Annotated in this window: 20 protein-coding genes and 3 pseudogenes; 11 read left to right on the forward strand and 12 right to left on the reverse strand. The window is 42.1% G+C overall.

Features of this window, described 5'->3' with window-relative positions; all coding sequences use genetic code 11:
* Nucleotides 1–65: 65 nt before the first annotated feature.
* Together ACKI5T_RS11090 and arsH are read right to left on the reverse strand one after the other, a co-directional pair.
* Nucleotides 66–296: a hypothetical protein gene (locus ACKI5T_RS11090; RefSeq protein ID WP_407437422.1), complete on the reverse strand. Its 231-nt coding sequence runs from the start codon at nucleotides 294–296 to the stop codon at nucleotides 66–68.
* 298 nt (nucleotides 297–594) lie between these two features.
* On the reverse strand, nucleotides 595–1,293 hold the full coding sequence (gene arsH, locus ACKI5T_RS11095; protein WP_186753484.1) for an arsenical resistance protein ArsH: 699 nt from the start codon (nucleotides 1,291–1,293) through the stop codon (nucleotides 595–597).
* Nucleotides 1,294–1,376: 83 nt separating this feature from the next.
* Here arsH and ACKI5T_RS11100 point away from each other — a divergent pair, with 83 nt between their 5' ends.
* Genes ACKI5T_RS11100 through arsC form a run of 3 tightly spaced genes read left to right on the forward strand, consistent with a single transcriptional unit; the run spans nucleotide 1,377 to nucleotide 3,469 of the window.
* Nucleotides 1,377–1,697, forward strand: a complete 321-nt coding sequence (locus ACKI5T_RS11100) for a transcriptional regulator (protein WP_129363995.1) — start codon at nucleotides 1,377–1,379, stop codon at nucleotides 1,695–1,697.
* A 44-nt stretch (nucleotides 1,698–1,741) separates the two neighbouring features.
* On the forward strand, nucleotides 1,742–3,031 hold the full coding sequence (locus ACKI5T_RS11105; protein ID WP_129363996.1) for an arsenic transporter: 1,290 nt from the start codon (nucleotides 1,742–1,744) through the stop codon (nucleotides 3,029–3,031).
* 12 nt (nucleotides 3,032–3,043) lie between these two features.
* Nucleotides 3,044–3,469 (forward strand): glutaredoxin-dependent arsenate reductase, encoded by a 426-nt coding sequence (gene arsC, locus ACKI5T_RS11110; protein WP_129363997.1) that lies wholly within the window; start codon nucleotides 3,044–3,046, stop codon nucleotides 3,467–3,469.
* 103 nt (nucleotides 3,470–3,572) lie between these two features.
* Here the strand turns inward: arsC and ACKI5T_RS11115 are convergent.
* Nucleotides 3,573–3,782: pseudogene (locus ACKI5T_RS11115) on the reverse strand (hypothetical protein); the annotation flags it as partial.
* Between the two features lie 344 nt (nucleotides 3,783–4,126).
* On the opposite strand from ACKI5T_RS11115, the gene ACKI5T_RS11120 reads away from it, so the two are divergent.
* The 3 genes from ACKI5T_RS11120 to ACKI5T_RS11130 are packed head-to-tail and all read left to right on the forward strand — an operon-like array spanning nucleotide 4,127 to nucleotide 6,543.
* Nucleotides 4,127–4,774: a hypothetical protein gene (locus tag ACKI5T_RS11120; protein ID WP_159514743.1), complete on the forward strand. Its 648-nt coding sequence runs from the start codon at nucleotides 4,127–4,129 to the stop codon at nucleotides 4,772–4,774.
* Nucleotides 4,771–5,994 carry an ImmA/IrrE family metallo-endopeptidase gene (locus tag ACKI5T_RS11125; protein WP_159514742.1) on the forward strand — a complete coding sequence of 408 codons (1,224 nt, stop codon included), beginning with the start codon at nucleotides 4,771–4,773 and terminating at the stop codon, nucleotides 5,992–5,994. Before ACKI5T_RS11120 ends, ACKI5T_RS11125 begins: the two co-directional genes overlap by 4 nt.
* 54 nt (nucleotides 5,995–6,048) lie before the next feature.
* Nucleotides 6,049–6,543: a hypothetical protein gene (locus ACKI5T_RS11130; RefSeq protein ID WP_407437425.1), complete on the forward strand. Its 495-nt coding sequence runs from the start codon at nucleotides 6,049–6,051 to the stop codon at nucleotides 6,541–6,543.
* Between the two features lie 360 nt (nucleotides 6,544–6,903).
* On the opposite strand, the gene ACKI5T_RS11135 is transcribed toward ACKI5T_RS11130, so the two are convergent.
* Entirely contained in the window at nucleotides 6,904–7,896 is a 993-nt protein-coding gene (locus ACKI5T_RS11135) for an ankyrin repeat domain-containing protein (RefSeq protein ID WP_407437427.1), read from the reverse strand.
* Nucleotides 7,897–8,070: 174 nt separating this feature from the next.
* Between ACKI5T_RS11135 and ACKI5T_RS11140 the strand changes: the two are divergent.
* Nucleotides 8,071–8,218 (forward strand): annotated as a pseudogene (locus ACKI5T_RS11140) (ATP-binding protein); the annotation flags it as partial.
* 65 nt (nucleotides 8,219–8,283) lie between these two features.
* On the opposite strand, the pseudogene ACKI5T_RS11145 reads toward ACKI5T_RS11140, so the two are convergent.
* A pseudogene (locus tag ACKI5T_RS11145) lies at nucleotides 8,284–8,412 on the reverse strand (IS3 family transposase); the annotation flags it as partial.
* 226 nt (nucleotides 8,413–8,638) lie between these two features.
* On the opposite strand from ACKI5T_RS11145, the gene ACKI5T_RS11150 reads away from it, so the two are divergent.
* The 3 genes from ACKI5T_RS11150 (at nucleotide 8,639) to ACKI5T_RS11160 (ending at nucleotide 10,300) form a co-directional block, all read left to right on the forward strand.
* Complete coding sequence (locus ACKI5T_RS11150; protein ID WP_159514738.1) at nucleotides 8,639–9,493, forward strand: DUF6387 family protein; 855 nt, start codon at nucleotides 8,639–8,641, stop codon at nucleotides 9,491–9,493.
* A 122-nt stretch (nucleotides 9,494–9,615) separates the two neighbouring features.
* Nucleotides 9,616–9,822: an AlpA family transcriptional regulator gene (locus ACKI5T_RS11155; protein ID WP_159514737.1), complete on the forward strand. Its 207-nt coding sequence runs from the start codon at nucleotides 9,616–9,618 to the stop codon at nucleotides 9,820–9,822.
* 202 nt (nucleotides 9,823–10,024) lie between these two features.
* On the forward strand, nucleotides 10,025–10,300 hold the full coding sequence (locus ACKI5T_RS11160; protein ID WP_407437429.1) for a hypothetical protein: 276 nt from the start codon (nucleotides 10,025–10,027) through the stop codon (nucleotides 10,298–10,300).
* A gap of 546 nt (nucleotides 10,301–10,846) precedes the next feature.
* On the opposite strand, the gene ACKI5T_RS11165 is transcribed toward ACKI5T_RS11160, so the two are convergent.
* Nucleotides 10,847–11,410 carry a LysR family transcriptional regulator gene (locus tag ACKI5T_RS11165; protein ID WP_180260636.1) on the reverse strand — a complete coding sequence of 188 codons (564 nt, stop codon included), beginning with the start codon at nucleotides 11,408–11,410 and terminating at the stop codon, nucleotides 10,847–10,849.
* Between the two features lie 1,037 nt (nucleotides 11,411–12,447).
* On the opposite strand from ACKI5T_RS11165, the gene ACKI5T_RS11170 reads away from it, so the two are divergent.
* Nucleotides 12,448–12,873 carry a hypothetical protein gene (locus ACKI5T_RS11170; protein ID WP_159514733.1) on the forward strand — a complete coding sequence of 142 codons (426 nt, stop codon included), beginning with the start codon at nucleotides 12,448–12,450 and terminating at the stop codon, nucleotides 12,871–12,873.
* A gap of 136 nt (nucleotides 12,874–13,009) precedes the next feature.
* On the opposite strand, the gene ACKI5T_RS11175 is transcribed toward ACKI5T_RS11170, so the two are convergent.
* The 6 genes from ACKI5T_RS11175 to ACKI5T_RS11200 form a co-directional block, all read right to left on the reverse strand.
* Complete coding sequence (locus ACKI5T_RS11175) at nucleotides 13,010–13,330, reverse strand: cell wall-binding protein (RefSeq protein WP_159514732.1); 321 nt, start codon at nucleotides 13,328–13,330, stop codon at nucleotides 13,010–13,012.
* 26 nt (nucleotides 13,331–13,356) lie between these two features.
* Nucleotides 13,357–13,743 carry a hypothetical protein gene (locus ACKI5T_RS11180; RefSeq protein WP_159514731.1) on the reverse strand — a complete coding sequence of 129 codons (387 nt, stop codon included), beginning with the start codon at nucleotides 13,741–13,743 and terminating at the stop codon, nucleotides 13,357–13,359.
* A 36-nt stretch (nucleotides 13,744–13,779) separates the two neighbouring features.
* Complete coding sequence (locus tag ACKI5T_RS11185) at nucleotides 13,780–14,058, reverse strand: hypothetical protein (RefSeq protein ID WP_407437432.1); 279 nt, start codon at nucleotides 14,056–14,058, stop codon at nucleotides 13,780–13,782.
* Between the two features lie 189 nt (nucleotides 14,059–14,247).
* The gene (locus ACKI5T_RS11190) at nucleotides 14,248–15,483 is read right to left on the reverse strand and encodes a relaxase/mobilization nuclease domain-containing protein (protein WP_407437434.1); all 1,236 of its coding nucleotides are present in this window, start codon (nucleotides 15,481–15,483) and stop codon (nucleotides 14,248–14,250) included.
* A complete protein-coding gene (locus ACKI5T_RS11195) occupies nucleotides 15,480–15,887 on the reverse strand; it encodes an ATP-binding protein (protein ID WP_407437435.1) in 408 nt (135 codons plus the stop codon). Before ACKI5T_RS11195 ends, ACKI5T_RS11190 begins: the two co-directional genes overlap by 4 nt.
* Nucleotides 15,888–16,088: 201 nt before the next feature.
* Nucleotides 16,089–17,039 carry an ankyrin repeat domain-containing protein gene (locus tag ACKI5T_RS11200; protein ID WP_407437437.1) on the reverse strand — a complete coding sequence of 317 codons (951 nt, stop codon included), beginning with the start codon at nucleotides 17,037–17,039 and terminating at the stop codon, nucleotides 16,089–16,091.
* Nucleotides 17,040–17,042: the final 3 nt, after the last annotated feature.

Here is a 17,042-nt window from a genome sequence, read left to right on the forward strand (position 1 = left end):
ATGGTGCATGACATTTAGCTAATTCACATAATTCTTTTTACACAAACATACACAACATTACTGTCTTAGCAATAATTTAAGCTCTTTGATATTTTTTTTAGGTCATTGATTCTAATAAGTTCTTCCGAAGCAATAATCACCGTAGAGACAGTTTTATCCTCTTTTTCAAGATATTGAATGGATACGTTCAGCGGATGAACATTATCTGCGTCATCGCAATATATCAGGACATCACTCCATTCCTGCATATAGTGAATAAATGCTGATTTATCTTTGAGAATGACTATCACTTTCATTTTTTTTGATTCCTGTGAAATCCTAATTTCTTCTTAAAAATAGACAGTATCGTTGAAAACTCAAGTTTGGTTAATGTTTCTCATCCAAATATTGTAAGACAGATGAATATTTAGATGTGAATAATAAGATGGCTAATATTAAACCTCCTTACGAATTAACCATTGAACTCTAATGGCTGTGTTATATATCTCAGTTTGATTCACTGAATCGCCACTGGTTTAATCGACACCTTAAGGTTACGTTACCGGCAATTAACGCATAAAAAGTAAAATCAAACGGAACTGGCATTTTCATTTGTCAGATTTTGGCCTGATTGACCCGCTCTGACAGTGCCTTGTGACTTTCTTTTCGTTCGCTGTAGCGATCGACAAGGTAACCATTTTGCCCCTTGAGCAGCAGCGTCGTTTTAAACAGTTCCTCAGCGACATCGACGATACGGTCATACCAGGAAGAGGGCTTCATCCGTCCGTTCTCATCGAATTCCTGCCATGCTTTCGCCACTGAGGACTGGTTGGGGATAGTGAACATCCGCATCCACCGACCCAGAATACGCATCTGGTTCACGGCATTAAAGGACTGCGAACCACCGCAAACCTGCATCACTGCAAGTGTCTTGCCCTGCGAAGGACGTACCGCGCCTTCACTTAAGGGTATCCAGTCGATCTGAGCCTTCATAACCGCGCTCATAGCCCCGTGCCGTTTCGGGGAACTCCAAACCATCCCGTCACACCATCTGACCAGACCGCGCAGCTCGTTGACTTTAGGGTGCGTGTCCGGGGCATCATCCGGCAGAGGCAGTCCAGAAGGGTTAAAGAATTTCACCTCCGCGCCCATCGCAGTGAGCAGGCGACCTGCTTCCTCCGCGACAAAACGGCTGTAGGAGCGCTCTCTTACTGAGCCATACAGGATCAGGATTCGTGGCGGCTCCTGCAGGTGCAGGCGCTCAGCGATGTGTTGATCAAAACATTCAGTATTCAGGGCAGGAAATTGTTCCATTTTTCTTCTCCGGAGAACAGGTTATTTCAAAGCCTATAAATATGATTTACCATATGTGTATTCTAAATGGAACGGAGTGAAAAATGCTACATCCTGTTCAGCTTTTCAAAATCCTGTCTGATGAAACACGGCTCGCCATCGTCATGATTCTGCGGGAGTCAGGAGAAATGTGCGTGTGCGATATCTGTGCAGTCACCTCCGAATCGCAGCCCAAAATCTCACGACATATGGCTATCCTTCGCGAAGCTGAGCTGGTTATTGACCGTCGGGAAGGCAAATGGATCCACTACCGTCTGTCACCCCACATACCGGCGTGGGCAGCTGAGATAATCGCAACGTCCTGGCAGTGCCTGCGAGAGGATGTGCGTGAATGGCTGCAAAAAGCGGCCTGCACCTCCTGCTGAGACAGGTAAACACATTTACTTAATCATATATTATGGAGTCTGTGATGCTTTTAGCAGGGAGTATATTTTTACTGACGCTGGTACTGGTGATCTGGCAACCCAGAGGCCTGAGTATTGGCTGGAGCGCGAGTATCGGGGCTGTACTGGCTCTGGGAACTGGTGTCATCCATATCGCTGATATTCCCGTTGTCTGGAATATCGTCTGGAACGCTACAGCGGCATTTATTGCGGTCATAATCATCAGCCTGCTGCTTGATGAGTCCGGCTTCTTTGAATGGGCCGCACTGCACGTTTCCCGCTGGGGTAACGGACGTGGCCGCCTGCTGTTTACCTGGATAGTGTTGCTCGGTGCCGCTGTTGCTGCGTTGTTTGCCAATGACGGCGCTGCGCTGATTTTGACACCGATTGTGATTGCGATGCTGCTCGCTCTGGGGTTCAGCCAGGGAGCGACACTGGCCTTTGTCATGGCGGCTGGATTTATTGCGGATACGGCCAGCCTGCCGCTCATTGTTTCTAACCTGGTTAATATCGTCTCGGCGGATTTCTTCGGCCTGGGCTTTACGCAGTACGCCTCCGTTATGGTGCCCGTTGACGTGGCAGCTATTGCGGCTACGCTGGCCATGCTGCATCTCTTCTTCCGCAGGGATATTCCGGCCACGTATGACGTTTCGCTGCTGAAGACGCCTGCCAGTGCGATAAAGGATCCGGCGACCTTCAGGGCGGGCTGGATTGTCCTGTTATTGCTGCTTGTCGGTTTCTTTGTTCTGGAGCCCCTGGGGATCCCGGTCAGCGCGATAGCAGCAGCTGGCGCAGCTGTGCTTTTCGTGGTAGCGAAAAGAGGTCATGCCATCAACACCGGGAAAGTCCTGCGCGGTGCGCCATGGCAGATCGTTATTTTCTCGCTGGGTATGTACCTGGTGGTCTATGGCCTGCGCAATGCTGGCCTTACAGAGTACCTGTCAGGCGTGCTGAGCCTGCTGGCAGAAAAGGGGTTATGGGCAGCGACGTTCGGTACCGGCTTTATGACGGCATTTCTCTCATCAGTGATGAACAATATGCCGACCGTGCTGATTGGTGCGTTGTCGATTGACGGGAGTACGGCGACTGGCGTCGTCAAAGAGGCAATGGTTTATGCCAATGTGATTGGCTGCGATTTAGGCCCGAAAATCACCCCGATTGGCAGTCTGGCTACCCTGTTGTGGCTACATGTGCTTTCCCAGAAAAATATGACGATCACATGGGGATATTACTTCCGTACCGGCATTGTTATGACTGTACCTGTGCTGTTTGTCACTCTGGCCGCGCTGGCGTGGCGGCTCTCTGTCACTTTGTAATGAGATACTGATATGAGCAACATTACCATCTATCACAACCCGGCCTGTGGTACTTCACGTAATACACTGGAGATAATCCGCAACAGCGGCAATGAACCGACGATAATTTATTATCTCGATACGCCCCCGACCCGTGATGAGCTGATTAAACTTATTTCAGATATGGGAATTACGGTTCGTGGATTGCTGCGTAAGAACGTTGAGCCTTATGAGCAACTGGGACTTGCAGAAGACAAGTTTACCGATGAGCAACTGCTAGAATTTATGCTGCAACATCCCATCCTGATTAACAGGCCAATTGTTGTAACGCCTGCAGGAACCCGCCTGTGTAGGCCTTCAGAGGTGGTTCTGGAAATTATTCCGGAACCTCAACAGGGTGCCTTCACGAAAGAAGATGGCGAAAAGGTTATTGATGAAACAGGGAAGAGGGTGAACTAGTAAGCAACGAAATGAATAATTCGATTGTGGAACACGTTATTTAGCTTTAACAGGAAACAAAAAAGAGCCCATGTATTTCATGGACTCTTTCTTAGATGCCTCGCTATTCTGTCCAACTTTTTGGGGTCAGTACACAACCGAGGCTTATCATGACAACGCCTGGGTTTTTACCTAGCCAGTTTTCAAATGTTCCTGATGCCTTCACGACTGACCTCAGGGAAACAATTCCAGCCAGCTTCTGGATACTGCTCAAGACAAGAAATTGCAGCCAGACAGGATCCGGGGCGGGATCGACAAACTGAGGAAGAAAAGCAACTCATTACAGTTGAGCAGTTGAGCCGCAAGAGACAGAGGATAGTATTCCAACAGGTTTTCTAGAGCACTCATGCATGTTCGCCTTACACGTCACCGCCTTGAGAAAATAGGTGAGGCAAGCTGCAAGGCGTGAGCACTTTTCTCCCCGTCGGGATAGACTCAATTCTCTTATTATACCGCTTTATTTCAGAGCAAAAGTACAACTTCGGTACTATCGGGTCGATAAAATAAATACCATCATCAATGTCATTTTCCGCGTAAAGGAAATTTTTTGATGTTTTTTTGTGGACACACGAAAAAATATGGGTGTAAAATCACGCCTATCAGTGACAGTGATAGGAAATGGTCGTGAAAAAATCAAAAGTGGCAGATCTCATTGTTCAGCATGTTCAAAAACAACTCTTCATGGCCCTTTCTGACGCGATTTACGCGGCATCAAAGCGTTCTTACGATTATGCGCAAAAGAAGAAGCTAGACCACAGAGCGACCGCGCTTGGTTATGATCGTCATTTAAACCTGAATGAAACTATTTATGAGGTGTTTGAGGCCAACTGTTGTAATCCCGGCAAGCTGCGTGGTAACCGTATTGTAGAAGGCCATAGCGGTATTTTCACGATTGTTCGTGAAAGCTACAATGATAACCAGTGGAAGAGACTATTTCGCAGCAAACGTAAGCAAGAGCTCATTGCCGAAAACGTTTCTGTGGAAAAAGTGGTGCAACCGGATTTATTCTCCGATGGTTCTGATGTACCGAAAGCTACACTGTTCGTAGTATGCCGTTTTTCCGGTTCATTGCAGAATCAACCCGAAGCCCCGATGTCTATAGAGCTTGTCGTTCCAAGTTCTGACGGGAAGAGCTGGGTTTTCCATGAGCCACTTGAACTTTTTTTAACCCGATATGATGTAGTTCCATTCCAAGAAGATAATGCATTCTCTGCACTCAAAAAGGGCATTATCAAAAAAGATGGAACCGAGGAAGATGATGTATGAGCCGAGGCATCGCTGAATTTCAACCGGATAGGTTAGTGCAAGTACTAGCCGCCCGGCGGCTATCCCAAACTCAATTAGCTACGATGGTTGGCGTATCGCCAGCTACCATCAGTAAATGGCGTTCTGGCCAGCAGGCTCCAGAATCCGAGGCCTTAGAACGCTTGGCTACAGTCGTAAATGTTACTCCTGAATGGTTTACGCGCCCTCTGTTGCCGGGTATGTCAAAGCCCCTGTTCAGAAGTAATGCATCAGCTCATGTAGCAGCACGAGCAATGTTAGAAACTCGAATCCATTGGGCTAATGAGTTGGTTACTAAGCTGACTGAGTTTGTAGATCTGCCGGAGCTAAAATTACCGCACCGTAGTTTTACAAACATCGATGAAATTAGTGATGCAGATATCGAAGATGCCGCTAGTGAGTGCCGTGCCCTTTGGAATCTTGGTACAAAGGAAATACCGGACCTTACTTTAGCCGCAGAGAGTAACGGTATTATCGTTGTCAGAGAGGAAACAGGTGTCGCGCAGATTGAAGGGCTTTCCGCTTGGAGTGAGACTCTAAGTGTTCCTTTTGTTCTCCTCTCTTCGGATAAAGGTAATGCTTTTCGCAGCAGATTTGACCTTGCTCACGAAATTGGGCATCTAATCCTTCACCGCTACGTTGGTAACGAGCTCGAAGCTGAACGTTATAAGCTGAAGGAAAGCCAGGCTCATAAATTTGCGGGGGCGCTGCTGCTTCCTGCCGAGACGTTTGCCGAAGAAATTAGAACCCCGGTCACATTAGATAGCTTGCTTTTAATTAAACAACGCTACGGTATTTCTGTCGCGGCAAGCATCATGCGTTTGCATGTGCTGAATATTATTACTGAAGAAGAGAAACAAAATCTTTATAAACGCCGTTCAGCACGTTGGGGAGTGAAATCAGAGCCGGGAGATGATTATCGTGAGCCTGAAAAACCACGTTTGTTGAAACGTACTATTGAATTGTTGGCGTCTTCTGGAATTATTTCAGTTGAACGGCTTGCTGCCTTTGCGGGATTGTCAGCTATCGATGTCGAAATGATGGTTGGTTTACCAGAGGGCTATCTGACCGGCAAGAAAGCTGCTGTTGTGCATCTGGCAAAATTAAAATCTATGCTGGCCGAGCGGCGTGAAGAGCAGGCTAACGAGCATAAAGGAGCTTTGGTACAATTTACGAGACCACCTAAGCGCTCTAATTCTTAAGTTTCACGTAGCCATGCATGTTAAATGCATGGCTTCTTTATAGTAGAAACAATCATGGACGGGTTAGTTACAAAGCTTGCCAAAGACCTGCGGAATGTCTTTGAAGAAAATTTCGATTATTTTGATGAGTCGTGTGTGCCATTCTTCGGCATGTTTCCTGAGAATTGTTGCCAAGGTGCATCTGTATTTCTAGGGATGCTTCTTAGCCACTTTTTTACCCGCGATATCATAAAAGTAGTACATGGCTCTACTCGTAATAGGCTATATCATCATTTTTGGGTAGAGGTTGATTCAAAGATCTATGATCTTACCTTGGACCAATTCTATAAAAATATGGGGGATAAGTATACTGGGATCGAATTTCCAGTATATGGCGAAGATAAACATCCACTAAGACAATACTTTTTCTATAAAGAAAAAATGAGTGCGGTTCTGGCTTTTTCAATCTTCGTACAAAAACATGCGAATCTGGAAGAGATACTACCTGCATACCAATTCATTTGTAGAGAACTCGAAGTTATGGGATGGAAAATCCCATCCCCAGAATAAATTTAATACTTATGGCGGTATTTATCGTTAAACGCTTTCAGATTGCGCCGTTCATAGCGCATCCCCTTCGCAGAAAACCGGAACGGTGCGAGCAATTGGCGTTACCGGTGCATATTGCTCCGTTCACAAATTGTCTTTTGGGTTATCCGTAGGAGCCCGCATACCTCGTCTGGAGTGAGTAGATCATCATCTGTTTCACCGGGTTTTGTCATGATGTCCATCCCTTTATGTTCAGAGGGTAATTGTATATTTCACCATCAATGGTAAAGGTATGGCCACATGTATAAAGACTTAACAACGGATCTGGATACCCTCAACGCCTTCAATTCGGTGGTTCAGACAACACTCTGCGAATAAATATCACAGCCTTCCACCGTTTTTGACTTTTGCAATTTTATTTTTAGTATTTTTTAAATTTCTGGATAATTCATTTTGCTCGTAACTGATTTTGTATTTTAATATATGATCATGATTTTTATCATCAGAAATTTTTGTAAGATCAATGAGAAAATTATTTCTTATCATCCACTTTACAATTCGCTCATCGATATCTTTGTAAAGAGGATCACCGCCATAATTATAGAAATTAACATCTTGAATGTCACTAATACAATCAAGAGTGCTTAAAATATCTTTGTAATCGCTAATGTAACTGTTAATTACGGAACGGTCTTTATTGAGCTCTATTTTGAATCCATATTCAGAGAGTTCATATAAAAATAATACTGAGTTGGTATTGCAAAAATCGACATGCAACGTTCTTCTTTCGAATTTATCAATATGGCGGAGAATGATCTTGTGTAGTTCATCATCATATTCTTCTTCGATGAACCCTTTTCCTGCATGATTAATATGGTTGACATTGCATCCGGCATCTATTGCTATGGATAAAACATCAGGGGAGAGGGGAAGGAAGAGAATATTTCTTCCTCTGTTATCGACATGATTTATATCACAACCTGCATTAAGTAATACTTGTAGTCCTTCAGCATCCCTGTAATGCTCAAAAATACAGGTATAGCCTTTAGCATCTGTATGCGAAGTGTCTAAACCTAGTTCAATCAGCTTCTTTAGTATTTCGGGATTTTTTTGATGGAAGAGAGCATTTTGTCCCTGCTCGTTAATATGGTGTGCATTAATTTCATGGCTGAGCAGGAAATCCAGTGCTTCAAGGGTTCTACAGCCAAAAATGGCATTGTTGCCGTTACTGTTAACAGCATTAATATCATACCCAGCTTTTAAAGCATGCTTTATATCATCAGGTGATCTTGAATTGAAGAATGATTCAGAAATGGCAAGGTCTAATGCCCTTTCTAATAATCCCCTTTGTAATAATGACGTAACTAAGTCCATAAACACCCCCATAAAAAAATGTTTAAATTCATTAGATATCAGAAATTCTGAGAAATGCAACAGAGAGGACAGGCGTTTCTGATGTAAGGAAGTAAAATTTTAACAAACCACCCATGGAAACATCAGAAACACCTGCTGTAAATTTACGTCTGTAACCTGCCGTCCGGACTATAGGACCAAACCTTCGCGGGAGATGCTACCATTACATCGGCAATGTTGAACTGGATTTTACATCACACACGTCGTGCAAATAAAAGGAGAAGGCTATCGACTGAAGCAAAAACGGAAAGCCGGGGTTATCGCTGAAGCTAATACTGAGTAAACAAGGTGGATCAACAATAGACTGTCGGTGGTGCGGTATGTGGATCACTTTTTACCCGTTGTTAACCCATGGCGCTCCCACGCCATTTCCAGTGCTCTGATGGCAAGTTTGCTCGCAGGTGAGAATCGAATTTCATTGCCCACCCCTCTGGGTTTTCTGGCGAACAGGTCGAGAACAACGACAAGATACGCCCAGAGTAAAGTAAGAGGCAGGGTGTAGTCGGGCCATTTCCCTGCTAGGACGTAGACCTTGGCAAGATGCATCAAAAGATAACAAATTTCTCAGTTCAACTTCCTTCTGTCTAGGTTAACTCGCAAGCAGGAACTGCTTTTCATCGATTAGTGAATACGGTAGTTTTTTCAAACTAACTGAACTCTATTCGCATGACTTAAATCTTTAAGAAGGCAGGAGATTTGAATTTTGAAAAACTGGTCACCAGAGCATACTAAAGAAATCAAAGCTTGGCTTGACATAGATAACTATCGCAAGCTCGAAGACATCAGTTTAAATGCCTTGTATCACGAACTTTGGGCAAGAGCACTTCTGTACAAGCCATGGCCTACTGAAGAAGAAAAGAAAGGGCTGTGGGTGTACATGACTGAAATTTTCAGTGGTAACCCCCATCTATTCAAAGGGAAGCAACTCGATTATCCAACCGTTAACGATACCCTCTACAGTCCTCCACACATTTTTATCACCGATATCACCAGACTTGCTGAACTTAGTGTAATGGCCCTTAGTGTCAATCTTTTCACCTGGGAGGAAGGAAACGATGAATATTGTGTTAATGCGCCTCATCACGAAGCTTATGTGTCACAACTCTTGTCCCCCTTATGCGAGAAAACGGTGTTGCTTGAAATCGATCTTGGTAGTGGTACTGACGATGAAATAGCCGAATCGATAAAAGCGGCTCTGCCACAATGGAGAACGGTAAAAGAAGTGGAAGTTAATGAAACTGGTATCGTTCGTTTCGGCTATGGAACCATTAAAAAAATCATAAATTACAGGTTGGTTGCGATGCTGGACATCTTACTTTGGGCAAAAAGGAAAGGACTAAGAATCTCAGATGATCGCCTCTCCCGGCTTCTTTATACTGATGAAGATGAAGAAACAACCATCCGTTTAGGGTATCACATTAAAGACTCAGATCGTCCACTTGCGATGAAAGCTGCAACGATAGACTTCATTAGGCAGTTCAATTTTTTCATGAACCGAAATCCCCACCTGAAAAACATGAGAGTTTCAGATGTGATGAAACTCTCTGATTCTAACTGATCCCAAATTCCCGAAGTCTACTACTGCAGGGCAGACCATGACCCTGCAGTTAGGAAGCTCGCTCCTTTCTTTTCCCAACTGTTCGTATAGTGACTCCATTACAACGACAAAGGGAAAACAAAATGAACAATAAAAATATACGCCTGCTCAGACTTCCTGAAGTTATGAATAAAACCGGTTATGGTAAAGCCTGGATTTATCGTCTAATCAACGAAGGTTTATTTCCACAACCAATAAAAATTGGTTCGCGTGCAATTGCATTTGTTGAAAGTGAAGTTGATGAATGGATCGCATCTGCAATTGAACGCTCACGTAATAATGCAGCCTGATTACGGGGTTAATGATGAATATATTAATTCCAGCATGTGAAAACAAATGGCGCTATTCAGCAATGAGCAGAGGGCCGCCTGATACATCATAAGTAGTATTAGGTCAGACTTGAGTGTTAAGAAGTAATAAAAAAGTCATTGGTGAATGTTATTATGACAGTTTACCGTGGCACTATATATTAATAAGTATAGGAGGTTTAAAATGAATAATTCAATCAGAGTGCCAGAAGATAAATATTTTGTATGTGCATTTGTAACTTCACCGAATAGCTTATATGAGGCTATTGAGGCCTATTGTGATTATGTAGATCCGGTCGAAGAGATAGCTTTTGAGCACGTCCTTCTTTATGTGTTGTGTTCTATACTGGTCGAGGGTGGGACAGATGTTACCATTAATGATGAGTTACGAAAGTGTATTGAGCACATTGTCAATGAAAAAAATAGTGTCAGAAATAGTAACGCAGATAAAAAGATGTAAGGTCTGTAGTAAAATATCATGGGTACAGACAGCGCATGTCTGTGCCCTCTATTTTAATTCAACTGGTAATAATATATAAAAATAATGTTCTTTTGGTAGTGGTCATCAGGTTTTGCTATAAAAAACATTACAGGGATAATAATGTTCTGGACTGTCATCTCCTGCTCTTTGTTTTATTTTGGAAAACTGAAAAATATAGGGTTTAAACGGTGATGATATTTAAATTTAGTAGGTTTAATAATATTCATATCAATCATTTCATCGATGGTCTGATAAAAGCAGTCGGGTGTGATATGTATCCATTCTTGCTGTGCAATATACGTAATACGATAAAAATAAGGAAAAAAAATGCTCTGTCTGGCGTATGCGAAGCGGTTAATGTAAGCAACCAGAATACATTGTAAATAGTATTATTCATATTCAGTCTTTCAACAGAAGATTTATTCTTTTGAAGAAAAGTGGAGCGTTTTTGTTTCATAAAGAAATCCTTTTTTTGGTTAAATTTATTACTCGTGTGGAGAAAAAAGTTACCATGCTGTAATGTTTTTAAAATGGAATTCCGTCTGCAGGATATTTTCTTCTGGAGTTTTTAACCGGCTTTGTTTTACTTCCTGCACGATAAAAGTTAAACGAATTGGAAAAGTCTTCTGTCTCCAGTCTGGACTTTCTGAATTTATCCATCAGATCTTCATTGAAACGACGAGGGATTCCCTTAACGCATAAATTTGAATTCAGGTATACCTCATTATCTATGGTGTCACGAATAAGTATTTTCCTCCCAAATAATTCTTTAAATGCACGTGAAACATTAGATTTATTAAGTCCAAGCTCTCTGGCTGTACGAGACTGTGAAAAATCAGGAATAATATTGCCATAATCAATGGCTGAGAAGAGATAAAGAACAATTCTAAATGCTGTGGGCGTCAAATCCATTCTGGCGAGTGTCGCCATATTACCTTTAAAGATCATTGAGAAATCGTCCCTGAAGGACGTCTTTTTATAGCTGGTTGCTTTAATTTTTATTTCTTCCAGATCTTCGGGCATAACCTCTAATGCTTCTGCAATAATGGATTTTTGTTCTTTAGTTAATACAACACTTGTGATTGACATAATGGCTCCTTTTTTATTGTTATGATTACAGATATGGCATATTTAATTTATTTGTCAACGGCTTTGGTAGTATTATTTTAATTATATTTTATTTGAATTTTTTATCCGTTATTTGGTGGTGGTAATAGGTTGTAAAATTTAAAACAAGGGGTGCTAAATTTAACCATCACCTGTTATGTGATTGATAATTTTTGGTGCTGAAATTAATAACGGCAGATTTTGTGTAATTATATGATTTTATTTGGTAATTTTCGATTTTGATCTGCAAGATAAAAGAGTGATAAAGAAATAAGAAACCACAGTTTTGCATTAGATCGATACTCAAGGCCTTGGTGTACCTGATGAAAACACTTTTATTATTGCTTTTCTTAAATAATATCATTTCTTAAGTGAAGCCTGCGCAACTGTGTGTTGCGCCATTGGGCTTCAGAACATTGCTATAGTGTTTTCTGTTAGTATAAATACGCTTCGCGCACGAGTTCACAGTACTGAGGTTAACTGTCATTACAAATACGCTTCGCGCAGAAGTTCAGACGAATGGGGTTAGCTGTCAGCACAAATACGCTTCGCGCAAAAAAATCAGGAGGCTGAGTTGATCGGGAAAGCGAACACAGATACATGATTTGCCCGTTTGCTGACTACGGCTCACGCCGGGACCCTTCGGAAAAACCCTTTCTGCTTCAGCGAGTGAGTGCTGCGTGCACTCAGCGGCGCTGCCAGGGAGATAAAATTACGGTTTTTCAACTGTTTGGTAAAAATAATTAAGATTTATCGGTAGTCGGGGCGTAAGCCAGTGCGTAGCAAGCTCTCAAAAAATATTCCTGTGGGTTTCTTATCTGCAATAGGGAAATAACTTAGATAATTGAAATATGAAATAGTAATACAGTCGGGAAGACACAACATTAGCACAGTAAAAGCTATTTTTATTTATGGGGGAATAAAATATATATCAATAATAAAATATTTTCATTTTACTATTGATTTTAATTTTTAAGATGATATTACTTAATTATAAAAACAAAAGTATGGAGGGAATTATGAGTGCTATTAATGTTTTATCTCAGGAGGAAAAATTTATACATATTGTTGATAAGTTTATAACCCATAATCACAACAGCGTTAATAACAATGTCTTTTATAAAAAACTTTATGTTCTCTTCGCAGGGTATCATCTGAAGTATTTTTATTCACGGGCGCAGTACCGCAATTCATGTTATCACGTTGATAATATTATGCAGATGTTTACAGGAGTCGTTTCAACCCTGAACACAACTCTGCTCAGGAAGCTTGCAAATAGCGACACGTTGCTGCATTGCCTGAATTCACTCGTGAATTATATTTCAGGCAATCTGGATGAAGCAGAGCATATTTATGCTGATTTGCTGGCACAGTATGAAAAGAAACGCATTACAGGCTCTCTGGCTTATACTCCTCCTGGCTCAGTGATCAGGAAAAGACTTTGACAGCGACAGCGGCGTGGATAGACATGGGATACTGGAGATAAATGGAGCAGGCGTATCCGGCAGGACACCAGATGCAATAAAAAAGGCAGGGCCATCCATTCGGTGTCCCGCCTGTCGTGATGGTTTTACGGTGGGTTTACTTATCAACGATCTGCCAGCCATCATCCGTTTTGACAAGGGTTACAGCAGCAGTACGCTTTTCGTTATCGACAATAGCTGTCACATTGCATTTATAGCTTTTATCAGATACTTCTACGCAGTCATGCTTTTTGACTGATTTTAATTCGCGCAGTGCGTCTTTTGGGACATCTTTGCCTGCTATAGATTTCACGAAAGCATTCGTCTGTTCCACGACCTTATTCATGGCCGTGTAAATATCCTGTTCGGAGGGTTCGCTGTTACAGCCACTCAGCAACAATGCAGCGGCAACAAGTGTGATAACGGCATAGATTTTCATAAATAGATCCCTGGCTGTAAGGTGAGTTATTGAATCAGACCCGTATTCATTCTGCTTTTATTTTCAGAGAACGACCACTTGCTGACCGTTTCTCCTTTAAATTCTATTTCCAGCGTTTTGGCTTGCGTCTGTGAGCCTCCTGTCAACAGCCCAACAACGGGAATGAATGTGGTGGCATCAAACTGATTGTTATCCATTGAATAAGTCCATTCTTCATTACCACTGTCCAGGGTAGTTCGGGTGTTCGGTTCACCTAAGCGGGCAGTAATTTCAGATTTCGTCGTTTTGTTTTTAATGATTTTTGATTGCAGACTTTGTGATGTTTCATTTTTAAGAATCTGGTTTCCTGAGTTAGAACAACCAGAAATAAAGAAAGCAGAAATAAAAAATGCTGTAGCAATGAATCTGTGCATAAACTCCCTCATTTTATTGTTTTATAAAGCGTTAAATCAATCTCGTTGAATAAACAGAATTCTGTCTGCATAAACTTTTTTAAGCTGGTACTTAAGAATAAATATACTGCCAAAAAAAACGATGACAGAGACGATAAAATTTTCAGTCCATGAGCCTGCGAAGTAAGCCAGGAGCATCACAGCGATCCCGAACAGAATGGCTACAGTGACAGGGCATTCACCGTAAACCACTTTTGCATGGCACCCGGTGCAAATTTTTACACCGTGAGGACTTTCTTTAAAACAAAAGGGGCACTGGACGATATGGTTACTCATTGCGACTCCCGGAGTTGATTTAAGCTGATGTCTTTTTGAGCATTTTCGATGAAAGAATCGCTTTAGTAAAATTGCTTGTACCGATCGATGATTGTTGTGTGATAGGTGGTGGCTATCATATGCAAATTATCGATCTATAAAAACGATCAATAATTTATTGACTATCATTGGGTTATGGACTAGCAAACTTTATGGTGTGAGAAGCTGGTTATTGCTAACTGATTGTTCCTGAGGAGAATGAGATGCTGTCACAGGAACAGGTGTCAACAGTTGCAAATGAAGAATCCTGCGAAAAGGATGGGCAGTGGCATGCAGCAGTGACATTCCTCTGCGTCTGAGAAGTACAACAAGATGGCCGAGCAATATAAGCCACGAATACAGACGACGCTGGCGGGGTATCTTACGAGCTGTATTGTGCAGTTTGCTCCTGAGCTGGATGAGGCCCACTGTCTCCTGTTGTCTTTCCAGACTAATTTTTTCTTCAAGCTGATGGATTTTCTCCAGAATCGTTTCCCGGTTTGCAACCTGTTCTTCAGACTCGCATGATGGCACTGGCACTGGCACTGGCACTGGCACTGGCACCGGCACCGACGCAGTTGTGGGTTCTGTTGGCTTCCGTGCTTCTTTCAGTAAAGTCAGATGTTCCGGCGTAAAATCAACCAGTGCTTGCAGGGAAGACCAGCCATATTTTTTACCCAATTGAGAGGCTTTAAAGGCGATGCCCTGGTACTGAAATGAAAATCCATTCATTTTACCCGTTGTGGCGATATTGGGTTTGCAGCTCACGCCTTCCTGTTCCAGTAAGCGGACAAATGTTAGTAAATCGGGGCGGTGGGTTAATGCATTGTCGATAAGGGCCTGCAACTGTGACTTAGGGCAGGGAGCCGCAGTTCGTTCAGCCATCATCAGTTCGTTGCGGGAGGGCTTCCTTTTATCCTGACGGCGACTACCGGTTACACCCGTAGTTTCGGTGAGACCGTGTACTCTCTCCAGCTCGCTGATAATCCGGGTACTGATGAGGTTTTCATTTTTACCAAGGTATAATTTCCCACCGACCATGTTAATTCTGTTAGCTATTATATGGATATGCTGCCCGTCAGAATCATCGTGCATGATATAGCAGCGAAGATGGGTTTCAGTGAATCCCATGCGGGTCATATAATCGTCAGCGAATGCCGCCCATTGTCTGACTGACAGTGTTTCTCCCTTTGGCAGACGAAGCGAATTATGCCAGACAGGTTTGGCGACATCGGGACGCAGCAGTCGGGTGCCTTCAAATTCACTGATAAGCTCAGCAGCAGTGCTGCCCGTCATATTGCCACCGATAACATAAGGCGTAATTTTGTGGTGAGAACCTGACTTCAGGCTATAGAGAACCACACCTGTGAATTGTTTACCCCTTTTTATTTTCTGCATGCCTTTCATCGGCCTGGCTCCAGAAATGTTGAAGGAATAAGGTGATCCCTGAGAGTTTTGATTTGTCTGCGCAGGGCGAAGAGTTCTGTACGGGTCAGCTCGCTGTCAGGGCTTTTGCTGTCGAGATGATTCAGCAGGTGGTTTAAATCCTGTGAAAGGCTGCCAAGTTTAATCCATGCTTCACGATTGATTTCTGGCAGAATCGGCGGGAGTTTATTCAGGGAAGCCATCCTGAGCCATTCTCCTTTTTTATACTGACCTCTTTTACTGTCGAGAATAATTAACTCTTCTTCATTTAATCTGACACTGATGCAGTGATGTCGTATTTCATTCTCAGGAAGGTTGTCAGTATGGAATTTTCCGCGTTTTGATACTCTGGTTATATCATCATCATTACTCATGTCACTGTTCATAGTTATCCTTTTATTTCATCTTTATTACTATAGATAACCGATGAAGTGAATAAGTCAAGTTGTTACGGGGTAAATAATTTAATTATTTGGATTAAAAAAGGTATACCATTTGACAAATAGTATACCCACGAGGACATATCAGATTAGTGGTCATTAAATGAAACCTTTCAGACTAAGAAAAGGGTTGTTTACTCCAGAGTTTTAGAGTCTTTTTCGCACAGGTGCACGGGGGATCTCAGGCTTCATTTCTTTTAACAGGTCTTTTTTCTCTCTTCCTGCGATATAAGAAAAAATCTTATCGGAGTCAGAACGCTGTCTGAGTATATCGTCGTCCATTCGGATTCCATTTCGAATAAACCATTTCACTCTCTCTATGCCGGTGTAGATACCAATATGCTCATTGCGACAATTATAAAACTGTGTGTGCTTGATTTCGATATGTTGTTTTATTTCGTTAAAGATTGATCTCATGTCTTTAACATATAATTCAACTGTACAATGCTCTGCAAGCATGAAATTAATACCATTTTGTTTGAGGAATTTAATAAGCTCTAAAGAGTCATAAGTGATATGTCTGATTAAAACAGGTGTGCTATCGATTTTTTCTATATGTCGGATAAGAGCACTGACGTTTGATTTGTAATGCCACTTTCCATTGTCCACAGACAAATCGAGTACTGATTTACCATTATGATCAGTGTGATTAATATTACAGCCTTTTTCTATCCAGTAGTCAAAAGCATCTATGGAATAGAGGTTGTAGAGTACAGTCTGGCCTTCAATATCAATACTGTTGATATCAGCACCTGCATTAATAAGAATTTCTGCACATTTTATATTATAGCGTTTCTGGTGAAGGCAGGATTGGCCTTGATTATTCTTGTGCTGAATATTAATGCCTGAATGGATTAACAATTCCAGAACGTTTGGATTAGTGTTACAAAACAGTGCATTATTACCATAACTGTCTATGTGGTTTAGTTCTATGCCTGCTTCAATCATTGCTTTGACAGCGTCTAATTGGTCGCAATAGAAAAGGGCATTTCTACCACAATAATCAACAGCATTAATATTTATTCCTGAATTTATGCAATTCATAACTTCCTCTCTCGTCTCACTTTGGATTAATATGTTTATCATTTGTTTAGTCATGTT

Source organism: Lelliottia sp., assembly GCF_045627565.1.
In the GTDB taxonomy this organism is placed as follows: domain Bacteria; phylum Pseudomonadota; class Gammaproteobacteria; order Enterobacterales; family Enterobacteriaceae; genus Enterobacter.